This is a genomic window from Escherichia sp. MOD1-EC4550, assembly GCF_963876935.1.
GTDB classification, from domain to species: Bacteria; Pseudomonadota; Gammaproteobacteria; order Enterobacterales; family Enterobacteriaceae; genus Escherichia; species Escherichia coli_F.
In genome coordinates, this window is record NZ_CAWNSE010000023.1 from 95,688 (window position 1) to 112,714 (window position 17,027).

17 protein-coding genes and 1 other RNA gene are annotated in these 17,027 nt (G+C 52.3%); 5 read left to right on the top strand and 13 right to left on the bottom strand.

Annotated elements, in window-relative coordinates:
• Positions 1-114: 114 nt before the first annotated feature.
• Entirely contained in the window at positions 115-774 is a 660-nt protein-coding gene (gene trhA, locus AACU19_RS16575) for a PAQR family membrane homeostasis protein TrhA (protein WP_000250283.1), read from the bottom strand.
• 163 nt (positions 775-937) lie between these two features.
• Complete coding sequence (gene yqfB / locus AACU19_RS16580; RefSeq protein WP_001182952.1) at positions 938-1,249, bottom strand: N(4)-acetylcytidine aminohydrolase; 312 nt, start codon at positions 1,247-1,249, stop codon at positions 938-940.
• A 44-nt stretch (positions 1,250-1,293) separates the two neighbouring features.
• Between yqfB and bglA the strand changes: the two genes are divergently transcribed.
• Positions 1,294-2,727: a 6-phospho-beta-glucosidase BglA gene (bglA, locus tag AACU19_RS16585; RefSeq protein ID WP_157942748.1), complete on the top strand. Its 1,434-nt coding sequence runs from the start codon at positions 1,294-1,296 to the stop codon at positions 2,725-2,727.
• Positions 2,728-2,783: 56 nt separating this feature from the next.
• Here bglA and AACU19_RS16590 read toward each other — a convergent pair whose 3' ends face one another.
• From AACU19_RS16590 to gcvT, 4 genes are all read right to left on the bottom strand, one after another.
• Entirely contained in the window at positions 2,784-3,527 is a 744-nt protein-coding gene (locus AACU19_RS16590; RefSeq protein ID WP_000150658.1) for an SDR family oxidoreductase, read from the bottom strand.
• A 233-nt stretch (positions 3,528-3,760) separates the two neighbouring features.
• Positions 3,761-6,634: an aminomethyl-transferring glycine dehydrogenase gene (gene gcvP, locus AACU19_RS16595; protein WP_105278300.1), complete on the bottom strand. Its 2,874-nt coding sequence runs from the start codon at positions 6,632-6,634 to the stop codon at positions 3,761-3,763.
• Between the two features lie 118 nt (positions 6,635-6,752).
• Positions 6,753-7,142, bottom strand: a complete 390-nt coding sequence (gcvH, locus tag AACU19_RS16600) for a glycine cleavage system protein GcvH (protein ID WP_024212219.1) — start codon at positions 7,140-7,142, stop codon at positions 6,753-6,755.
• Between the two features lie 23 nt (positions 7,143-7,165).
• Positions 7,166-8,260 carry a glycine cleavage system aminomethyltransferase GcvT gene (gene gcvT, locus AACU19_RS16605; protein WP_000068700.1) on the bottom strand — a complete coding sequence of 365 codons (1,095 nt, stop codon included), beginning with the start codon at positions 8,258-8,260 and terminating at the stop codon, positions 7,166-7,168.
• Positions 8,261-8,550: 290 nt separating this feature from the next.
• On the opposite strand from gcvT, the gene AACU19_RS16610 reads away from it, so the two are divergent.
• The gene (locus tag AACU19_RS16610; RefSeq protein ID WP_123057630.1) at positions 8,551-8,634 is read left to right on the top strand and encodes a hypothetical protein; all 84 of its coding nucleotides are present in this window, start codon (positions 8,551-8,553) and stop codon (positions 8,632-8,634) included.
• A gap of 73 nt (positions 8,635-8,707) precedes the next feature.
• Here the strand turns inward: AACU19_RS16610 and ubiI are convergent, their stop codons facing one another.
• Genes ubiI through ygfB form a run of 4 tightly spaced genes read right to left on the bottom strand, consistent with a single transcriptional unit; the run spans position 8,708 to position 13,037 of the window.
• A complete protein-coding gene (gene ubiI, locus AACU19_RS16615; RefSeq protein WP_105278301.1) occupies positions 8,708-9,910 on the bottom strand; it encodes an FAD-dependent 2-octaprenylphenol hydroxylase in 1,203 nt (400 codons plus the stop codon).
• A 22-nt stretch (positions 9,911-9,932) separates the two neighbouring features.
• Positions 9,933-11,111, bottom strand: coding sequence for a 2-octaprenyl-6-methoxyphenyl hydroxylase (gene ubiH / locus AACU19_RS16620; protein WP_105278302.1), 1,179 nt, complete (start codon positions 11,109-11,111; stop codon positions 9,933-9,935).
• Positions 11,108-12,433: a Xaa-Pro aminopeptidase gene (pepP, locus tag AACU19_RS16625; RefSeq protein ID WP_105278303.1), complete on the bottom strand. Its 1,326-nt coding sequence runs from the start codon at positions 12,431-12,433 to the stop codon at positions 11,108-11,110. The genes ubiH and pepP overlap by 4 nt, the downstream gene beginning before the upstream one ends.
• A 25-nt stretch (positions 12,434-12,458) precedes the next feature.
• Positions 12,459-13,037 (bottom strand): UPF0149 family protein YgfB, encoded by a 579-nt coding sequence (ygfB, locus tag AACU19_RS16630; protein ID WP_001295378.1) that lies wholly within the window; start codon positions 13,035-13,037, stop codon positions 12,459-12,461.
• 167 nt (positions 13,038-13,204) lie between these two features.
• On the opposite strand from ygfB, the gene zapA reads away from it, so the two are divergent.
• The 3 genes from zapA (at position 13,205) to AACU19_RS16645 (ending at position 14,382) form a co-directional block, all read left to right on the top strand.
• Positions 13,205-13,534: a cell division protein ZapA gene (gene zapA / locus AACU19_RS16635; protein ID WP_001276008.1), complete on the top strand. Its 330-nt coding sequence runs from the start codon at positions 13,205-13,207 to the stop codon at positions 13,532-13,534.
• Between the two features lie 41 nt (positions 13,535-13,575).
• A non-coding RNA gene (gene ssrS, locus AACU19_RS16640) (6S RNA) lies at positions 13,576-13,759 on the top strand.
• A 20-nt stretch (positions 13,760-13,779) separates the two neighbouring features.
• Positions 13,780-14,382, top strand: coding sequence for a 5-formyltetrahydrofolate cyclo-ligase (locus AACU19_RS16645; protein ID WP_105278304.1), 603 nt, complete (start codon positions 13,780-13,782; stop codon positions 14,380-14,382).
• Between the two features lie 100 nt (positions 14,383-14,482).
• Here the strand turns inward: AACU19_RS16645 and AACU19_RS16650 are convergent, their stop codons facing one another.
• The 3 genes from AACU19_RS16650 to rpiA all read right to left on the bottom strand — a co-directional run bounded on the left by AACU19_RS16650 (position 14,483) and on the right by rpiA (position 16,917).
• A complete protein-coding gene (locus AACU19_RS16650) occupies positions 14,483-14,542 on the bottom strand; it encodes a type I toxin-antitoxin system Ibs family toxin (protein WP_100635201.1) in 60 nt (19 codons plus the stop codon).
• 227 nt (positions 14,543-14,769) lie between these two features.
• Complete coding sequence (gene serA / locus AACU19_RS16655; protein WP_001151604.1) at positions 14,770-16,002, bottom strand: phosphoglycerate dehydrogenase; 1,233 nt, start codon at positions 16,000-16,002, stop codon at positions 14,770-14,772.
• A 255-nt stretch (positions 16,003-16,257) separates the two neighbouring features.
• Entirely contained in the window at positions 16,258-16,917 is a 660-nt protein-coding gene (gene rpiA, locus AACU19_RS16660) for a ribose-5-phosphate isomerase RpiA (protein ID WP_000189743.1), read from the bottom strand.
• Positions 16,918-17,027 lie beyond the last annotated feature (110 nt).

Genomic DNA, 17,027 nt, shown 5'->3' on the forward strand with positions numbered 1-17,027 from the left:
CACCAAGGACGCGGCCCGTAGGCCGGATAAGGCGTTCACGCCGCATCCGGCAGTTGCGATCTGATGCCTGATGCGACGCTGACGCGTCTTATCAGGCCTACAAAGGCACACCCATTACGCCTGCCCAATATACAAATAGATCGCCAGAAAGTGGCACACGCTGCCGCCGAGCACAAAGCCGTGCCAGATGGCATGATTGTACGGAATGCGTTTGCAGACATAGAAAATCACCCCGAGCGAATAAACCACTCCGCCTACCGCCAGTAAGGTAACGCTGCCCGCCGCGAGCTTAACGGCCATTTCATAAATCACCACCAGCGACAGCCAGCCCATCGCCAGATAAGTCACCAGAGATAAAATTTTGAATCGGTGCGCGATGGTCAGCTTGAACAGAATCCCCAACAGCGCCAGGCTCCAGATAACAATCATCAACCCGCGCGCTAACGGAGAATCCAGCCCCACCAGCAAAAACGGCGTGTAGGTTCCGGCAATCAATAGATAAATGGCACAGTGGTCAAATTTCTTCAGCCACATTTTTGCCCGTTGATGGGGAACGGCGTGATAAAGCGTCGAAGCAAGAAACAGCAGGATCATACTGCCGCCATAGAGGCTGTAACTGGTTATCGCTGTGGCGCTGGCATTGAGATCCACCGCCTGAACCAGTAACAACACCAGCCCAACGATACCAAACACCAGCCCAATGCCGTGACTGACGCTGTTGGCAATTTCCTCTGCCAGCGAATATCCCTGCTTAATGAGGGGCTTCTGAACCATAACTTACTCCGGAGAAACGTACACGCACGTGAACACTTCTCCAGCGTAACTGAGAATAGTTCCAGTGAACACCTGTTAGCTAAAATAAATTCTGATTTGAGACTAATCTCCGAAAAATCATGAAATTAAATGCGAAATTTCAACTAACAGGCGTGAGTTCAATTTAAAGGCATTTAAATTCAATCACATAAAACTGTGTCTGGCCGGGATAGATATCGGCAATGACCTTTTTCAGATCAGTCAGGGTCATATTTTCCTGCTCTGCATGTTTTTCCGTCAGTGTATCCAGCGTTACGGTTGAGGTTGCGGTGACTTCAATCGTGCAAAAATAACCGTCATCTTCAAAACGCCCGACACGAAGCACATCACCCGTTTTGAAGTGCGATTCAGACTCGTCGCGGATGGTGATGGTTTTACGCCCAGCCAGAATGTCATCCTGGAAACGTTGAAAAAAAGTGATGTCGTTTGGCTGCATGGTACTATTTCCTGTAAGAATTGACTCATCTGGAGCCTATGATAGTGAAAAAACTCACCTTACCGAAAGATTTCTTATGGGGCGGCGCAGTTGCCGCTCATCAGGTCGAAGGCGGCTGGAACAAAGGCGGCAAAGGGCCGAGCATTTGTGACGTTCTGACCGGTGGCGCACACGGCGTGCCGCGCGAAATCACCAAAGAAGTCTTGCCAGGAAAATACTATCCAAACCATGAAGCCGTTGATTTTTATGGTCACTACAAGGAAGACATCAAGCTATTTGCCGAAATGGGCTTCAAATGTTTTCGTACATCCATCGCCTGGACGCGCATTTTTCCAAAAGGTGATGAAGCTCAGCCAAACGAAGAAGGGCTGAAGTTCTACGATGATATGTTCGATGAACTGCTGAAATACAACATCGAACCGGTGATCACCCTCTCCCACTTTGAAATGCCGCTGCATCTGGTGCAGCAATACGGTAGCTGGACTAACCGTAAAGTGGTTGATTTCTTTGTACGTTTCGCGGAAGTGGTATTTGAACGCTATAAGCATAAAGTCAAATACTGGATGACCTTCAACGAAATTAACAACCAGCGTAACTGGCGTGCACCTCTGTTCGGTTACTGCTGCTCTGGCGTGGTGTATACCGAACATGAAAACCCGGAAGAGACGATGTATCAGGTGCTGCATCACCAGTTTGTCGCCAGCGCCCTGGCGGTGAAAGCCGCGCGTCGCATTAACCCGGAGATGAAAGTCGGCTGTATGCTGGCGATGGTGCCGCTCTATCCTTACTCCTGTAACCCGGACGATGTGATGTTCGCTCAGGAGTCGATGCGCGAACGCTACGTCTTTACCGATGTGCAGCTACGCGGCTATTACCCGTCGTATGTGTTGAACGAGTGGGAGCGTCGCAGATTTAACATCAAAATGGAAGACGGCGATCTCGATGTACTGCGTGAAGGCACCTGCGATTATCTTGGTTTCAGCTATTACATGACCAACGCAGTGAAGGCCGAAGGCGGCACCGGCGATGCGATCTCTGGTTTTGAAGGCAGTGTACCGAACCCATTTGTTAAAGCGTCGGACTGGGGATGGCAGATCGATCCGGTGGGTCTGCGCTATGCACTATGCGAACTGTATGAGCGTTATCAGAAGCCGCTGTTTATTGTCGAAAACGGTTTTGGCGCTTACGACAAAGTGGAAGAAGACGGCAGCATCAACGACGACTACCGCATTGATTACCTGCGCGCCCATATCGAAGAGATGAAAAAAGCGGTGACTTACGATGGCGTGGACCTGATGGGCTACACACCGTGGGGCTGCATCGACTGTGTATCTTTCACCACCGGGCAGTACAGCAAACGCTACGGCTTTATCTATGTGGATAAACATGACGACGGTACTGGCGATATGTCGCGTTCACGTAAGAAGAGCTTTGACTGGTACAAAGAGGTGATTGCCAGCAACGGCGAGAAGCTTTAAGTCGATGAAGTACCGGATGCAATACTCGTTGCATCCGGTCAGATAACTTTCCTGTTTTATTTTCCACCCGCCAAATCGATAAAACTTCCCGTGACATAAGAGGCTTTATCACTTAACAGCCAGACGATGGCCTGCGCGACCTCTTCCGCCTGTCCGCCACGCTGCATGGGGATGTTCGACTTAACGCGATCAACGCGTCCAGGTTCGCCACCGCTGGCGTGCATTTCGGTATAAATAAACCCTGGCCGCACGCCGTTAACGCGGATCCCCTGCGCGGCGACTTCCAGCGACAGCCCTGTGGTTAACGTATCAATCGCCCCTTTCGAGGCCGCATAATCAACGTATTCCCCCGGAGATCCCAGCCGTGAGGCCACTGAAGAGACGTTGACGATAGCACCGCCATTACCGCCATTTTTAAGCGCCATGCGTTTTACCGCCTCGCGGCAACAGAGAAAATATCCCGTCACATTGGTGGAAAGTACCCGGTTGATTCGCTCTGCGGTAAGGTTTTCTACGGTGCACTGGGTAAACAAGATCCCGGCGTTATTGACCAGCGCGGCTAGCGGTTCATCGTGCTGATCGATTGCTGTAAACATTGCGATGACCTGATTTTCGTCGCTGATATCCGCCTGAAGCACGAATGCCTTGCCACCGGCTTGCGTGATTAACTTCACCACTTCCTGCGCCGCGTGGAGGTTTTGCTGATAATTAACCGCCACCGTATACCCTTCTTGCGCCAACAGTAATGCAGTTGCCCGCCCGATGCCGCGACTGCCACCGGTCACAAGTGCTATAGTCATCTGTTTTCCTAAAAAAATAAAGGCGCCGAAGCGCCTTTCAAATTATTGATGACAAAGTGCTTTTATTATGCCGGATGCGGCGTGAACGCCTTATCCAGCCTACAAGATCGTGCAAATTCAATACATTGCACAGACTATGTAGGCCTGATAAACGAGGTGCATCAGGCAATGTTGAGTTTGACATCAGTGTCAAAGGCGCCGAAGCGCCTTTAGAAGATAGTCGAATCAGTAAATTACTTGTATTCGCTAATCGGTACGCAGGAGCAGAACAGGTTACGGTCGCCGTAAACATCATCCAGACGTTTCACTGTTGGCCAGTATTTGTCTGCCACGCCTGCCGGGAATACTGCAACTTCACGGCTGTACGGATGCGCCCACTCGGCGACCAGTTCGCTCTGAATGTGCGGCGCGTTCACCAGCGGGTTATCTTCCAGCGGCCAGACACCGGCTTTCACCTGGTCAATTTCTGCGCGGATAGACAGCATCGCATCGATAAAGCGATCCAGTTCCACTTTGCTTTCAGATTCAGTCGGTTCTACCATCAGCGTCCCCGCCACCGGGAACGACATAGTCGGCGCGTGGAAACCATAGTCGATCAGGCGCTTGGCAATATCCAGCTCGCTGATGCCGGTTTCTTCTTTCAACGGACGAATATCAAGAATACATTCATGCGCCACGCGACCGTCGCGACCGGTATACAGCACCGGGAAGGCATCCTGCAGGCGGCTGGTAATATAGTTGGCGTTGAGGATTGCCACCTGGCTTGCTTTTTTCAGCCCTTCTGCGCCCATCATGCGGATGTACATCCAGCTAATTGGCAGAATAGAAGCGCTACCGAACGGTGCCGCAGAAACCGCGCCCTGACGGGTTAACATGCCTTCGATTTGCACCACGCTATGACCCGGAACAAACGGTGCCAAATGCGCTTTCACGCCGATCGGTCCCATACCCGGACCACCACCGCCGTGCGGAATGCAGAAAGTTTTATGCAGGTTAAGGTGCGAAACGTCCGCGCCAATAAAGCCCGGCGAAGTGATGCCAACCTGGGCGTTCATGTTCGCGCCATCAAGGTAAACCTGACCGCCGAACTGATGCACGATTTCACACACTTCACGGATCGTTTCTTCGTACACGCCGTGGGTGGAAGGATAGGTCACCATAATGCAGGAGAGATTATCGCCCGCCTGTTCCGCTTTCGCGCGCAGGTCAGTCAGATCGATGTTGCCGTTTTTATCACACGCCACAACCACCACCTGCATTCCTGCCATATGCGCGGAAGCCGGGTTAGTGCCATGCGCAGAAGCCGGGATCAGGCAGATATCGCGATGCCCTTCGTTGCGGCTTTCATGATAATGACGAATCGCCAGCAGCCCCGCGTATTCGCCCTGAGCGCCAGAGTTCGGCTGCATACAGACGGCGTCGTAACCGGTCAGTTTCACCAGCCAGTCAGCCAGTTGGGCGATCATCTGCTGATAACCTTCGGCCTGTTCCGGCGGGCAGAACGGGTGCAGTTCGGCAAATTCCGGCCAGGTGATTGGGATCATCTCGGCGGCGGCGTTCAGTTTCATGGTGCAGGAACCCAGCGGGATCATCGCCTGATTCAGCGCCAGATCTTTACGCTCCAGCGAGTGCATATAGCGCATCATTTCGGTTTCGCTGTGGTAGCGATTAAACACCGGATGGGTGAGAATTTCGTCATCGCGCAGCATTGCAGGCTGAATAGAACGGCTGTCGTGAGCCACGTCTTTGTCCAGCGTGTCGATGTCCAGTCCGTGATTATCGCCCAGCAGTACGCTGAAAAGCTGCATCACGTTTTCGCGCGTGGTGGTTTCATCAAGGGTGATCCCAACCGCATTCAGAATATCGCTACGCAGGTTGATTTCAGCCGCTTCGGCACGCGCCAGCACGCCCGCTTTGTCGGCCACTTCCACACACAAAGTATCGAAATAGTGCGCATGGCGCAGCTTCAGACCTTTTTGTTGCAGACCTGCAGCCAGGATATCAGTAAGACGGTGGATGCGGTTAGCGATACGTTTCAGGCCAACCGGACCGTGATAAACGGCATACAGGCTGGCGATGTTTGCCAGCAGTACCTGGGAAGTACAAATGTTGGAGTTCGCTTTCTCACGGCGAATATGTTGCTCGCGAGTCTGCATCGCCATGCGCAGCGCGGTATTGCCCGCAGCATCTTTCGATACACCGATAATACGGCCCGGCATTGAGCGTTTGTATTCATCTTTCGCCGCAAAGAATGCCGCATGTGGGCCACCGTAGCCCATCGGTACGCCAAAGCGTTGCGCCGAACCAAAAACAATATCCGCGCCCTGTTTGCCCGGCGCAGTTAACAGCACCAGCGCCATAATATCGGCGGCGACGCTGACCACAATTTTGCGTGATTTCAGTTCGCTGATAAGCGCGGTGTAGTCGTGAATTTCACCGGTAGTGCCGACCTGCTGTAACAGCACGCCGAAGACGTCCTGGTGATCGAGAACTTTTTGCGCATCGTCGACAATCACTTCAAAACCAAAGGTTTCTGCGCGTGTACGTACTACATCTAAGGTTTGCGGATGCACGTCAGAAGCAACGAAGAAGCGGTTGGCATTTTTCAGTTTACTGACGCGTTTTGCCATCGCCATTGCTTCGGCGGCAGCGGTGGCTTCATCCAACAAAGAAGCAGAGGCCATATCCAGCCCGGTCAAATCCAGCGTTACCTGCTGGAAGTTAAGCAGTGCTTCAAGGCGGCCCTGGGAGACTTCAGGTTGATACGGAGTATACGCGGTATACCAGCCCGGATTTTCCAGCATGTTACGCAGGATAACCGGCGGTAGCTGCACGGCGGTGTAACCCATGCCGATGTAAGACGTGAAGCGTTTATTGCGACTGGCAATAGCCTTGAGTTCCGCCAGCGCGGCGTATTCGGTCGCCGGTGCGCCAACCTGCGGTGGTATCGCAAGCTGAATATCTTTCGGCACAATCTGGCCGGTCAGCGCGTTTAACGATTGTGCGCCAACGGCATTCAGCATTTCTTGCTGTTGCGCGGCGTCCGGTCCGATATGGCGTTCAATAAAAGCGCCGCTGTTTTCAAGCTGGCTTAACGTCTGTGTCATGAGCGATGATTCCTGAAACGTGCAGTGAATTGTGAACCTATCTCCTTGCGAAGAGAGTGAGGGTGAGGCGTAAAAGTTCCTCACCCTGATCCTCTCCCGCAGAAGAGGAATAAAGCCGTTACTCGTCTTCTAACAATGCTTCGTATGCGGTCGCATCCAGCAGTGATTCCAGTTCGCTTTCATCGCTGGCTTTGATTTTGAAGATCCAGCCGCCTGCATACGGTTCGCTGTTCACCAGTTCCGGAGAATCGCTCAGTGCGTCGTTTACCGCCACGATTTCACCGCTTACTGGCGCATAAATGTCTGACGCCGCTTTTACCGATTCGGCAACCGCGCAGTCATCGCCCGCGCTTACCGTTGCGCCCACTTCCGGCAGGTCAACAAACACCATATCGCCTAACAGCTCCTGAGCGTGCTCAGTGATGCCAACAATGTAAGTGCCGTCGGCTTCTTTACGCAGCCATTCGTGTTCTTTGCTGTATTTCAGTTCTGCTGGTACGTTGCTCATCAATTAATCTCCAAAAAAGTAAATCACGCGACGGCTTTGCCGTTACGCACAAAAACAGGTTTCGTCACTTTTACCGGCATTTCACGGTTGCGAATTTGCACAATCGCCGTTTCGCCAATACCTTCCGGCACGCGTGCCAGCGCAATGCTGTAACCCAACGTTGGGGAGAAAGTACCGCTGGTGATAATGCCTTCATGCTGATTGCCCTGCGCATCGGTAAAACGTACCGGCAGTTCATTACGCAGCACGCCTTTTTCGGTCATCACCAGACCAACCAGTTTTTCTGTGCCATGTTCACGCTGCGCTTCCAGGGCTTCACGACCGATAAAGTCACGATCAGCCGGTTCCCAGGCGATGGTCCAGCCCATGTTGGCGGCTAAAGGAGAAATGGTTTCGTCCATCTCCTGACCATAAAGATTCATACCCGCTTCCAGACGCAACGTGTCACGCGCGCCCAGACCGCAGGGCTTAACGCCCGCTTCCACCAGCGCACGCCAGAAATCCGCCGCTTTTTCATTGGGCAGCGCAATTTCGTAGCCCGCTTCACCGGTATAACCGGTGGTGGCAATAAACAGATCGCCCGCCTGCACGCCAAAGAAGGGTTTCATCCCTTCCACCGCCTGACGCTGAGCATCATTAAACAGTGTGGCAGCTTTTGCCTGCGCATTCGGCCCTTGTACGGCAATCATGGAAAGGTCATCACGAACGGTAATTTCGATGCCGAAAGGTTCAGCGTGTTGGGTAATCCAGGAGAGGTCTTTTTCGCGGGTGGCGGAGTTAACAACGAGGCGGAAGAAATCTTCAGTAAAATAGTAGACGATGAGATCATCTATCACACCGCCAGAGGCATTCAACATCCCCGAGTAAAGGGCTTTGCCGCTTTTGGTGAGCTTCGCCACATCGTTCGCCAGCAGATAACGCAGAAACTCCCGGGTGCGACTGCCGCGAAGATCGACGATGGTCATATGTGACACATCAAACATTCCGGCATCGGTACGTACCGCATGATGTTCGTCGATTTGCGAACCGTAATGCAGCGGCATCATCCAGCCGTGGAAATCCACCATGCGAGCGCCGCAAAGCGTGTGTTGTTCGTACAAAGGAGTCTGTTGTGCCATCTTGTCCTCATTGAATAAGCGGGGCTGACAACTTTTTCATGGTGAAATTATCACCACGAAACCCAGCATCGGAGCCACTCCCGGTCCCCAACGCAATCGTTCTCTTTTCCCTGAACTTACCACCGAAACAGACTGTTAACCATAAGGTAAAATTGATCATCACATTAGCTTATGGTTAAAAAACGCCAAAATCGCAACAGAATAAAAAACCAAAAAAAGAACCAATCTCTATATAAAGATAATTAGATGAGAAAGTTAATTTGAATAAGGCAACATTAAGAACTGAAAAAATGCCAAAAAACACCAAATCAAAAATCCGTGGCATTAGAAAATATAATGCGAAATCGCAGGTGAAATTAGTTTATTTCAAATGAGGAAAATCTCCCGGTGAAAAAACCGGGAGATGAAAGTGTGATGGGTATCAAATAAACAGCAGAAGAGAAATTTTTAGCGCAGCCATTCAGGCAAATCGTTTAATCCCATTGCCTGACGAATAAGTTGTGGCTTAACGCCAGGAAGAGTGTCGGCCAGTTTCAGGCCAATATCACGCAGCAGTTTTTTCGCCGGATGAGCCCCGGAAAACAGATCGCGGAATCCCTGCATACCTGCCAGCATCAGCGCCGCACTGTGCTTGCGGCTACGCTCATAGCGACGCAGGTAAATGTACTGCCCGATGTCTTTACCCTGACGATGTAACCGTTTCAGTTCAGCAATCAGCTCTGCAGCATCCATAAAGCCGAGATTCACCCCCTGCCCCGCCAACGGGTGAATGGTATGCGCGGCGTCGCCCACCAGCGCCAGACGGTGCGCGGCAAACTGGCGCGCATAACGCCCAGTCAGCGGGAACACCAGGCGTTCACTCTCAACCTTGCATAAGCCCAGGCGATTATCAAAAGCGATATTTAACTCGCGATTAAATTCGTCTTCGCCTGCCTGCTGCATCCGCTGTGCTTCCTCTGGGAACAGTGACCAGACAATTGAGCAAAGATGCGGATCGCTAAGCGGCAAAAAGGCCAGAATGCCTTCGCCATGGAAAACCTGTCGCGCCACCGCATCATGCGGTTCTTCCGTGCGAATGGTCGCCACCAGCGCGTGATGCTGATAATCCCAGAAAGTCAGCGGAATATCGGCCTTGTTGCGCAACCAGGAATTAGCGCCGTCTGCGCCAATTACCAGACGCGCCGTTAACATACTGCCGTCTTTCAGCGTCAGGAAGGTTTCGTTCTCTCCCCAGGCGACCTGCTGTAATTCTGCAGGGGCTAACAGGCTGATATCTGACGACTGCTGTGCTTTGTTCCACAGCGCGTAGTGAATGACTGAATTTTCAACGATATGCCCAAGATGGCTATAGCCCATGCTTTGATCGTCAAACGAAATGTGACCAAAACTGTCTTTGTCCCACACTTCCATACCGTGATAACAACTGGCCCTACGAGAGAGAATGTCCTGCCAGACGCCAAGACGGGTGAGTAATTTTTCGCTGGCGGCATTGATAGCCGAAACGCGCAGTTGTGGTGGTGCATCCGCCGCCAGGGGTTCCGGTACGCGCTGCTCCAATACGGCAACGCGTAAGCCGCTGCCCTGCAAGCCGCAGGCAACCGCCAGCCCCACCATGCCGCCGCCAACAATGGCTACATCAACACTTTGCATTGTTTATTCCTTAAAGCCGCCTTTAACGCGCCACCCAACCGAGGGTGCGCTGCGCCAGCACATCGCGTGCCGGAGTGAATAGTTCCATCGTCATCAGCCCGAAGTTGCGCCCGACAACCAACGGTGCCCAACGGTTAGCAAAAAGATGTACAAGGCTGTCCGTGACACCGATGGTTGCTTCGCGATCGCTCTGCCGACGCTGCTGATAACGGCACAAGACGCCGTAATCACCTATGTCTTCTCCTCGCTCTTGCGCCTGAGTCAGGGTTTCCGCAAGGCTCATCACATCTCGCATACCGAGGTTGAACCCTTGCCCGGCAATCGGGTGCAGAGTTTGCGCCGCATTGCCCACCAGCACGGTACGATGGGTAACAGGTCTGGCGGCGCGGGTTAACGCCAGCGGGTAAGCACTGCGTTTACCAGCGTGGGTAATTTTCCCAAGTCGCCAACCAAAGGCCGACTGGAGTTCACGGCAAAACGTCTCATCGCTCCACGACAGCACCTCTTCGCGCCGTTCCAGTGGATGACACCAGACCAGCGAACAGCGTCCGTCAGACATCGGCAACATCGCCAGCGGGCCATGTTGCGTAAAGCGTTCAAAAGCGCGCCCTTCGTGCGCAACGGAAGTCGCAACGTTAGCAATCACAGCCAGTTGTTCATAAGGCTCCTGCTGCCAGTCAACGCCGCACGCGGTGGCTAACGCGGAATGGGTGCCATCAGCGGCTACCAGCACGCAGCCCGTCAGCGTCTCGCCACTCTCCAGCGTCACTTCAACGTGACTCTGAGCACGGGCAACGTTAACCACGCGATCAGGGCAATGCAGCGTTACGCCAGGTGCTTTGCGCAGCAATGCAAACAGCCGTTGCCCGACATTATGCAATTCGACAACCTGCCCCAGCGCCGCCAGTTGGTAATCTTCTGCGGCGAGGGTGACGAATCCGGCATGACCACGATCGCTGACATGCACGCTGGTGATGGCGGTTGCGCAATCAGCCAGAGATTGCCAGACGCCGATGCGCGCCAGTTGCTGACAAGTACCCGCCGCCAGCGCAATAGCTCGTCCATCAAAGCCCGGATGAGCATGTGACTCTGGCGCAGTCGCTTCAATCAAATGTACCGGCAGCGCCCCGTGACTTAACCGGGAAATAGCCAGCGCCAGCGTCGCGCCCGCCATGCCGCCACCGACGATGATTACGCTCATTGCTTTCTCGCAGCAGCCATCAACGCTTCAATTTCTTCCGGCTTTTTCACTACGCTGGCAGTGAGGTTTTCATTGCCGGTTTCGGTAATCACAATGTCGTCTTCGATACGAATGCCGATACTGCGATATTGTTCTGGTACATCCGCATCCGGCGCAATGTACAGCCCCGGCTCTACGGTCAGTACCATGCCCGGTTCCAGAATGCGCGAGCGATCCTGACCATAAATACCAACATCATGGACATCCAGACCTAACCAGTGGCTAAGGCCATGCATAAAGAAAGGACGATGGGCGTTTTGGGCGATCAGTTCTTCAACATCACCTTTCAGGATGCCGAGTTTTACCAGGCCGCTAACCATGATGCGCACCACTTCACCGGTGACTTCCTGAATGGACGTTCCCGGACGATACAGGCGCAGGCTGGTTTCAAGAGACTCCAGCACAATGTCGTAGATTTCACGCTGAGCCTGAGTGAATTTACCGTTAACCGGGAAGGTGCGGGTAATATCGCCCGCGTAACCTTTGTATTCACAACCCGCGTCAATCAACACCAGGTCACCGTCACGCAGTTCACACTCGTTTTCGGTGTAGTGCAGAATGCAGCCGTTTTCACCGCTGCCGACAATAGTGTTATAGGAAGGATAGCGCGCACCGTGGCGGTTAAATTCGTGGTGAATTTCGCCTTCCAGATGGTACTCGAACATTCCCGGACGGCATTTTTCCATCGCCCGTGTATGCGCCAGGGCAGTGATTTCACCCGCGCGGCGAAGTACGGCAATCTCTTCCGTCGATTTGAACAGGCGCATTTCATGAACAACAGGACGCCAGTCGATCATCGTTGCCGGGGCGGTGAGATTCTGTCGCGAACCTTTACGCAGCTTTTCCAGCGCGCTGTTCACGATTTCATCAGCATAGGCATATTCGCCCTGAGCGTGGTAAACCACATCCAGACCATTAAGCAGTTGATAAAGTTGCTGATTGATTTCACTGAACGCCAGTGCGCGGTCAACGCCCAGTTTCTCTGGCGCGGCATCCTGGCCTAAGCGACGACCAAACCAGATCTCTGCCGTCAGGTCGCGAACGCGGTTTAACAAAACGCTGTGGTTATGAGTGTCGTCGCTTTTAATCAGCACCAGCACCGCTTCCGGTTCGTTAAAGCCGGTGAAGTACCAGAAGTCACTGTTCTGACGATAGGGGTATTCGCTGTCGGCGCTACGTGTTACTTCTGGTGCAGCAAAAATCAGCGCGGCGCTGCCGGGTTGCATTTGCTCCACCAGGGCCTGACGGCGACGCTGAAACTCTTGCCGGGATATCTCACTCATAACACTCTCCTTACGTTTTTTGTTTTTAGTGTAGAGTCGGTTTTTGTACTTCTGGCGCGGTCGGTTGCGGATGAGTAAAGGTGTCGTGGCATAACAGCGCGGCAACACGGACGTACTCGATGATCTCTTCAAGCGACATTTCCAGCTCTTCCTGATCTTCGTCTTCGTCGTAGCCCAGCTGCGCGATGTTACGCAGATCGTCGATGGCTTCACCGGTTTCGCCGGTCACTTTGTCCAGCTTCGGTTGCGTAACGCCAAGACCAAGCAGGAAGTGATTAACCCAACCTGCCAGCGCATCAGCCCGATCGAAAACGCTGACATCATCGCCATCAGGCAGATAAAGCTGAAAAAGGAAGCCGTCATCCTGCAGGGCATCGCTGGTAGCAGAGTGCATTTTGCGCAATGCCTGTGCCAGCTCATGACCGAAAGCCATGCCTTCGTTCGTCAGGTCGTGAAGCAGCGGTAGCCATGAGCTGTCATCGTTACCACCACATATCATCCCACTGATTAAACCATGCATCTCAGCAGGGGTCAGACCCGTCCCTTGTTGGTTCAGATACTGGTTCATTTCGTTGTAACCAGGCATTTCGTTCTGTATAGACATAAGCATTCGTCGTCAAAGGGAGGAATATTCATGATATGCTACCACTTTGGGCCCTGGTGGACCAGAAAAGGGCTTGTCTCTTCTCATCAGGGTAGCTATAGTGTCGCCCCTTCGCAGACCATGGGTCTAAAGACGAAGGCAGCGCAGTCAATCAGCAGGAAGGTGGCATGTCTGCACAACCCGTCGATATCCAAATTTTTGGCCGTTCACTGCGTGTGAACTGCCCGCCTGACCAAAGGGATGCGTTGAATCAGGCAGCGGACGATCTGAACCAACGGTTGCAAGATCTGAAAGAACGCACTAGAGTCACAAATACTGAACAGTTGGTCTTCATTGCCGCATTGAATATCAGCTATGAGTTAGCGCAAGAAAAAGCGAAGACTCGTGATTACGCGGCAAGCATGGAACAGCGTATTCGGATGCTGCAGCAGACCATAGAACAAGCGTTACTTGAACAAGGTCGCATCACCGAAAAAACTAACCAAAACTTTGAATGACACTTTTCGGTTTACTGTGGTAGAGTAACCGTGAAGACAAAATTTCTCTGAGATGTTCGCAAGCGGGCCAGTCCCCTGAGCCGATATTTCATACCACAAGAATGTGGCGCTCCGCGGTTGGTGAGCATGCTCGGTCCGTCCGAGAAGCCTTAAAACTGTGACGACACATTCACCTTGAACCAAGGGTTCAAGGGTTACAGCCTGCGGCGGCATCTCGGAGATTCCCTTCTTATCTGGCACCAGCCATGACGCAACTACCAGAACTCCCACTGACATTATCCCGACAAGAAATCCGCAAAATGATTCGGCAACGTCGTCGTGCGTTAACGCCGAAACAACAGCAAGAAATGGGTCAACAAGCTGCTACCCGGATGATGACTTATCCCCCGGTGGTGATGGCGCATACGGTCGCTGTATTCCTCTCTTTTGATGGCGAACTCGACACCCAGCCACTCATAGAACAACTCTGGCGCGCCGGTAAGCGCGTATATCTTCCAGTTTTGCATCCCTTTAGTGCCGGTAATTTGCTGTTCCTGAATTACCATCCGCAAAGCGAACTGGTGATGAACAGGTTGAAGATCCATGAGCCAAAACTGGATGTGCGTGACGTGCTACCCCTTTCCCGATTAGACGTGTTGATCACACCGCTGGTCGCCTTTGATGAGTACGGTCAGCGCCTGGGAATGGGCGGTGGTTTTTATGATCGGACCTTACAAAACTGGCAGCACTATAAAATGCAACCGGTGGGTTATGCGCATGATTGTCAGTTGGTGGAAAAACTCCCCGTTGAAGAGTGGGATATTCCACTTCCTGCAGTAGTTACGCCGTCGAAAGTCTGGGAGTGGTGAGGGCGACACACCTGCATCGCCCTGATTGACATCGTTGATTCTTTGACCTAATTTAGTGAGTAAGGGTAAGGGAGGATTGCTCCTCCCCTGTGACTGACTGTTAATAAGCTGGCAAACTTATCAGTAACAGTACAATCAGTATGATGACGAGTCGCATCATAACCCTTCTCCTTCAAGCCCTCGCTTCGGTGAGGGCTTTACCGTTACAGCCCCATGCTGCCCTGCCATCGTAAACTCTCTTTAAATAAGCACAACGCATTGATCTTGCTTTGATTTATTTCTTCGAGCAGACTCGCAAAGACATATGTACGGCACTGCAAATGTGGGGAAAACAGATAAAAAACGGGCAAGCCAGTGACTTGCCCGTTGATTGTTAAAGAAGGGAGATCAGTACAGCAGTCGGGCGCGAATGGTACCCGGAATAGCTTTCATTGCCTGCAGCGCTTTTTCGGCAACGTCTTCGTCAGCTTCAATATCAATAACCACATAACCCATTTGCGCAGAGGTTTGCAGATACTGGGCAGCGATGTTAACGCCCTGCTCGGCGAAGATTTTGTTCAGCGCAGTTAACACGCCCGGACGGTTTTCGTGGATGTGCATCAGACGACGCCCACCGTGCAGTGGCAGCGAGACTTCCGGGAAGTTCACTGCAGAGAGCGTTGAGCCATTGTCAGAATACTTTATCAATTTACCCGCAACTTCCAGGCCGATATTCTCCTGCGCTTCCTGAGTCGAACCGCCAATATGTGGCGTCAGAAGGACGTTGTCGAACTCGCAAAGCGGCGAAGTAAACGGATCGCTGTTGGTCGCCGGTTCCGTCGGAAAGACATCGATTGCCGCACCTGCCAGGTGTTTGCTCGCCAGCGCGTCACACAGCGCCGGAATATCCACCACCGTTCCGCGCGAGGCATTAATCAGCAACGAGCCGGGCTTCATTAGCGAAATCTCTTTCGCGCCCATCATATTTTTGGTAGACGGATTCTCTGGCACATGCAAACTCACCACATCGCTCATATTCAGCAGATCAGAAAGATGCTGTACCTGAGTGGCGTTGCCCAGCGGCAGTTTGTTTTCAATATCATAAAAGTAAACATACATTCCCAGCGATTCAGCCAGAATGCCCAACTGTGTACCAATATGACCATAGCCGATGATACCCAGCTTTTTGCCGCGCGCTTCAAAAGAGCCAGCTGCCAGCTTGTTCCAGACACCACGGTGCGCTTTAGCGTTGGCTTCCGGTACGCCGCGCAATAGCAGCAGAAGTTCGCCAATTACCAGCTCCGCAACAGAGCGCGTATTAGAGAACGGTGCGTTAAATACCGGGATCCCGCGTTTTGCAGCTGCATCCAGATCAACCTGGTTCGTTCCGATACAGAAACAGCCAATAGCGACCAGTTTTTCTGCGGCGTTGATCACGTCTTCAGTCAGATGGGTACGGGATCGCAGGCCGATGAAGTGGGCATCGCGGATGGATTCTTTTAATTGTTCATCATCCAGCGCGCCTTTGTGAAATTCGATGTTGGTGTAACCCGCTGCACGAAGGCTTTCCAGCGCCTTTTGGTGCACGCCTTCTACCAGCAGAAACTTAATCTTGTCTTTCTCCAGCGATACCTTTGCCATTTACCCAATCCTGTCTTTTGAAATGTTGTGTGCGGATTTGAATCCGCCTTTCAACATATCAAAAAATAATATTGCGGCAATATGAACGTTTGCGTCGCGATGTTGAGGAAATATCACGCAAAGGTATTTCTTGGATGAATATGCTGGATTAGAGGATTTATTTAGAGCAATCGACAATAGCCAGGTAAAAACGTGACACATGTCACCAAATTTAACGAAGAGAATTTTTTTAACGGGGGAGATTCCCCCGTCAGATCATTTCACAATGGTTTTGACACCGTCAGGTGTGCCAATCAGCGCAACGTCCGCGCCACGGTTAGCAAATAAGCCAACAGTCACCACGCCCGGAATCGCATTTATGGCGTTTTCCATCGCTATCGGGTCAAGGATTTCCATGCCGTGGACGTCGAGGATCACGTTGCCGTTATCGGTCACCACGCCCTGACGGTATTCCGGACGACCGCCCAGTTTCACCAGCTGGCGCGCCACTGCACTACGTGCCATCGGGATAACTTCTACTGGCAGCGGGAATTTGCCCAGAATATCAACCTGCTTGGAGGCGTCGGCAATACAGATAAATTTTTCCGCAACCGAAGCAATGATTTTTTCACGGGTCAGCGCCGCGCCGCCGCCTTTGATCATCTGCATGTGGCCGTTGATTTCATCTGCACCGTCGACGTAGATGCCAAGGCTGTCGACTTCGTTGAGATCAAAAACGTGAATGCCGAGGCTTTTCAGTTTTTCTGTGGAAGCATCTGAACTGGAAACAGCCCCTTCAATCTGGCCTTTCATCGTGCCGAGCGCATCAATAAAGTGTGCGGCGGTGGAACCTGTACCTACACCAACAATGGTGCCGGGCTGAACATACTGAAGTGCCGCCCATCCTACTGCTTTTTTCAATTCATCCTGCGTCATGATCGTTTCGCCTGTGGTATGAAATTTCACTCGCATTATACTCTAAATAATTCGAGTTGCAGGAAGGCGACAAGAGAGTGAATCCCCAGGAGCTTACAGAAGTAAGTGAC

Bases quoted from the DNA above. Each gene is read 5' to 3' on its own strand.
- AACU19_RS16590 (WP_000150658.1), bottom strand. From the start codon at position 3,527: ATGACTATAGCACTTGTGACCGGTGGCAGTCGCGGCATCGGGCGGGCA.
- ubiI (WP_105278301.1), bottom strand. From the start codon at position 9,910: ATGCAAAGTGTTGATGTAGCCATTGTTGGCGGCGGCATGGTGGGGCTG.
- rpiA (WP_000189743.1), bottom strand. From the start codon at position 16,917: ATGACGCAGGATGAATTGAAAAAAGCAGTAGGATGGGCGGCACTTCAG.
- ubiH (WP_105278302.1), bottom strand. From the start codon at position 11,111: ATGAGCGTAATCATCGTCGGTGGCGGCATGGCGGGCGCGACGCTGGCG.
- gcvH (WP_024212219.1), bottom strand. From the start codon at position 7,142: ATGAGCAACGTACCAGCAGAACTGAAATACAGCAAAGAACACGAATGG.
- pepP (WP_105278303.1), bottom strand. From the start codon at position 12,433: ATGAGTGAGATATCCCGGCAAGAGTTTCAGCGTCGCCGTCAGGCCCTG.
- AACU19_RS16610 (WP_123057630.1), top strand. From the start codon at position 8,551: ATGCCAAAAAACACCAAATCAAAAATCCGTGGCATTAGAAAATATAAT.
- gcvP (WP_105278300.1), bottom strand. From the start codon at position 6,634: ATGACACAGACGTTAAGCCAGCTTGAAAACAGCGGCGCTTTTATTGAA.
- zapA (WP_001276008.1), top strand. From the start codon at position 13,205: ATGTCTGCACAACCCGTCGATATCCAAATTTTTGGCCGTTCACTGCGT.
- ygfB (WP_001295378.1), bottom strand. From the start codon at position 13,037: ATGTCTATACAGAACGAAATGCCTGGTTACAACGAAATGAACCAGTAT.
- AACU19_RS16645 (WP_105278304.1), top strand. From the start codon at position 13,780: ATGACGCAACTACCAGAACTCCCACTGACATTATCCCGACAAGAAATC.
- gcvT (WP_000068700.1), bottom strand. From the start codon at position 8,260: ATGGCACAACAGACTCCTTTGTACGAACAACACACGCTTTGCGGCGCT.
- yqfB (WP_001182952.1), bottom strand. From the start codon at position 1,249: ATGCAGCCAAACGACATCACTTTTTTTCAACGTTTCCAGGATGACATT.
- trhA (WP_000250283.1), bottom strand. From the start codon at position 774: ATGGTTCAGAAGCCCCTCATTAAGCAGGGATATTCGCTGGCAGAGGAA.
- serA (WP_001151604.1), bottom strand. From the start codon at position 16,002: ATGGCAAAGGTATCGCTGGAGAAAGACAAGATTAAGTTTCTGCTGGTA.